This is a genomic window from Bacillus sp. LL01 (assembly GCF_001037965.1).
On sequence record NZ_LFEL01000192.1, the window covers coordinates 1 to 3,999 of the forward strand.

A 3,999-nucleotide genomic window follows, 5' to 3' on the forward strand; every position below is an offset into this window, starting at 1 on the left:
ATCTTTTACCGAAATGCGATTTATTCAGGAGTTGTACCGCAAATCTCTGTGATCATGGGACCATGTGCAGGTGGGGCAGTGTATTCGCCAGCTATTACTGACTTTGTATTCATGGTTGAAAAGACGAGTCAAATGTTTATTACAGGTCCAAAAGTAATTGAAAGTGTAACGGGTGCTAAAATTAACAGTGAAAATCTTGGAGGAGCAAAAGTACATTCAAGTGTAAGTGGAAATGCTCATTTCACGGCAGCCTCTGAGGAACAAGTTCTTAAGGATGTTAGAAAATTAATTGCCTTTCTACCGCAGAATCATAGTGAAAAAACACCAATAAAAAAGCCAAAGCATTCCAAGCCTCTAGATGAGCGTATTGAAGAATTAATTGATATCGTGCCAGTAGACGGCACGAAAGTATACGATGTACGACATGTGATTGAGAAAATTGTTGATGATGAAGATTTCTTAGAAGTGCAACCTAAATTTGCTAAAAATATCGTTTGTGGTTTTGCTCGAATTGAAGGAGAAACGGTAGGAATCGTTGCAAACAACCCTAAAATGATGGCAGGCGGACTTGATATTGATTCATCCGATAAGTGTTCACGTTTCATTCGTTTTTGTGACTGTTACAACATTCCATTGATTACATTTGAAGATGTTAGCGGTTTCATACCGGGCGTGCAACAAGAGCATGGTGGCATTATTCGACACGGTGCGAAAATCCTCTATGCATACTCTGAAGCAACGGTACCTAAAATTACTGTCATTTTAAGAAAAGCGTTTGGAGGAGCTTATGTAGCTCTAAATAGTAAAGCGATCGGTGCAGATGTTGTCTATGCATGGCCAAATGCAGAAATAGCTGTAATGGGTCCAGAAGGTGCTGCAAATATTATTTTTGCTAAAGAGATTAACGAGAGCGATAATCCTRAAGCAACGAGAGCGGCAAAAATTGCTGACTATCGTGAACGTTTTGCCAACCCTTATGTTGCTGCAAGAAATGGAATGGTTGATGATGTCATTGATCCAAGAGATACACGAAAGAGTCTTGCTCAAGCATTAGATATGTTGAGAAATAAGAAGAAAGAATTACCTAAGAAAAAGCACGGAAATATTCCACTATAGAATGGACAAGAAGGGAGTGAGTGGGTGAGCCTTTTATAGGCTCCCTATCGCTATGACGCATAAGGACCTTGATAAATTCAGTGAATTTCCGATACCAACATATGAAGAATGGCGAGAAGTAGCAGAGCGCTCATTAAAAGGTGGGTCATTTGATAAAAGATTAGTCACACATCTCTATGAAGGCATTGCGATAGAGCCAATGTATCAAGAAAAGGATGTTGATCATTTACCGACCCTTAAAGAGCAACCTGGAGCGTTTCCATTTACGCGTGGAACAACCCAACAGCGTACTAAATGGAAAGTGAGTCAAGAATTAAGTGGAGCGACTCCAGTCATTTTAAACGAACAAGCTCATCATGATCTTAAAAGAGGTCAAGATGTTCTACATATTGTCGCTAATGAAAAAGCAAAAGGAAATAATGTGAAAGAAAATGATCGCGGAGTGTCGATTGAAGGTGTTACGGATTTTAAAACAATATTTGAAGGTATAGACACAGAAAAATACCCGGTTCATTTATATACAGGTGTATGGCTTAAGCCTTTGTTAGCAATGGTCATTTCTGCAGTTGAAGAGAAGAAAATAAGTGGAATCATTGCAGCAGACCCCCTTTTTGAATTAGCGAAAACAGGAGAACTTCCTAGTACACTAGCTACTATTTACGATGATTTAGCAGAAGCAACTTTATGGGTAGGGAATCACCAAAGTGGCTTACGTACAATTTTAGTTCAAAGTGCGGCTTATCATGATGGGGGAGCTTCTGCGACGGATGAGTTGGCATGCGTGCTCTCAACAGGAGTAGAATACGTGTCTGAACTGATGGACCGGGGTCTTTCTGCAGACGATGCAGGTAACTCAATTGCCTTTTCATTTTCAATCGGAAGCCAATCATTTGTGGAAATAGCAAAGATTCGAAGTGCTAGATTGTTGTGGGCAGCCATTATGAAAGAGTTCGGTGCAAGTGAAGCCGGTCAAAAAATGGTTATTCATGCGAGAACTTCCTCATTCACAAAAGCCAAGCTAGACCCATATGTCAACATGCTGCGTAGTACAAGTGAGGCATTCAGTGCAGCAATAGCGGGGGCTGATAGTATTCAAGTAAGTCCGTTTGATGAACCGATTCAACCATCTACGGCTTTTTCAAGACGAATTGCAAGAAACACCTCTTTAATCTTGTTAGAGGAAAGTCATCTAGCTKCCACTCAAGATCCAGCCGGTGGAGCTTGGTATGTTGAGCATTTAACAAGTGAAATAGCGCAAAAAGCATGGAGTCAATTCCAAAATCTTGAAGCGAGTGGTGGCATGAGTGCGGCGTTAGCAGCAGGAATTCCTCAAAGTTGGATTAATGAAACATGGCAAGCTCGTATAAAAGATGTTGAAATAAGAAAGCAGACGATCGTTGGCGTAAATCAATACGCTAATCTTGATGAAACGCTACTTCACGAAAATAAACAAACAGATGAGTGGAGAGTAGAAGAGACAAAGTCTGAATCGAAAACATTGGAGGTCTTACCGACATCAATTGATGAATGGATTCATGTTTCTAGTGATGGTTTTTCACTAACAAGCATGTATGAATTACTCTCAAAGTTAAATGATGCAGAACCTACAACGATTAAAGAGCCGCTTAGCCGAAGACGTATTTCAATGCCGTATGAACAGATGAGGGATCTAAGCAAGCAATTTGAAAGAGAAACAGGAAAACGTGCTGAGGTAACTTTAATAGGGTTAGGACCATTAGCTAAGTTTAAACCACGTGCTGATTTTGCTGCAGGTTACTTTAGGGCAGGGGGCTTTGAAGTGGGTTCTCCAATCAGTGCTGAAGCTCTAGAGCGTGATCAGGCACAAATGGAGTGTTCAAATGTAATCGTCATTTGTGGAACAGATGAAGATGTCCACCAAGAAGGTGCTTCCCTAATAAAAGAATTAAAGAAAGCCAATTTAGATGAGGTTCGGATCTATGTCGCAGGTAAACAAAAAGGTGAGGTAGCTGAACAATTACATGAATCTGGAGTCTTTGATTATATCCATATGAAATCGAACCATTATGAACAACTCATGAATTTATGGAATTGGAGGGCAGGAAAATGACAAAACCATCTTTTGATAAAATGACGTTTCCTGCATTTGAACACTCACAAAGCGAAGGTTATCAGCCAGAGCCTACGATTGATACAATGGAGAAAATCTCAATCCAATCAACCTATACGAAAAATGACACGAGTGGAATGAAGCACCTTAACTACGTAGCAGGGATCGCACCTTTCTTCCGGGGGCCTTATCCCGCTATGTATAAAACGAGACCATGGACAGTGCGTCAATATGCAGGGTTCTCTACAGCCGAAGAGAGTAATGCGTTTTACCGTCGTAATCTTGCAGCAGGGCAGAAGGGTTTATCGATTGCGTTTGATTTAGCGACTCACCGTGGATATGATTCTGATCATGAACGAGTTGTGGGAGATGTTGGAAAAGCAGGTGTTGCTGTTGACTCGATTCTAGATATGAAGATTCTATTTGATAGCATTCCACTTGACCAAATGTCGGTATCAATGACAATGAATGGGGCAGTATTACCAATCTTAGCGTTTTATATTGTAGCGGCCGAAGAACAAGGTGTGAAGCCAGAACAATTAACAGGTACGATTCAAAATGATATCTTAAAAGAGTACATGGTAAGAAACACATATATTTATCCACCTGAAGCATCAATGAAGGCGATAGCAGATATTTTTGAATACACGTCTAAATACATGCCTAAGTTCAACAGTATTAGTATCTCTGGCTACCATATGCAAGAAGCAGGTGCAACAGCTGACATTGAGCTCGCTTATACACTAGCAGATGGATTAGAGTATGTAAGAACTGGAATGAAAGCAGGACTGGAT

The 3,999-nt window shown here is 40.5% G+C and carries 3 protein-coding genes; all 3 read left to right on the forward strand.

Annotated features, from left to right (window positions below):
- Positions 1-1,116, forward strand: a 1,116-nt coding sequence (locus AB685_RS27715; protein ID WP_047973826.1) for an acyl-CoA carboxylase subunit beta, incomplete at its 5' end; no start/stop codon positions are given.
- Positions 1,117-1,168: 52 nt separating this feature from the next.
- Positions 1,169-3,205 (forward strand): methylmalonyl-CoA mutase family protein, encoded by a 2,037-nt coding sequence (locus tag AB685_RS27720; RefSeq protein ID WP_047973827.1) that lies wholly within the window; start codon positions 1,169-1,171, stop codon positions 3,203-3,205.
- On the forward strand, positions 3,202-3,999 hold a 798-nt coding region (locus AB685_RS27725; protein ID WP_047973828.1), incomplete at its 3' end, for a methylmalonyl-CoA mutase family protein. The genes AB685_RS27720 and AB685_RS27725, both read left to right, overlap by 4 nt.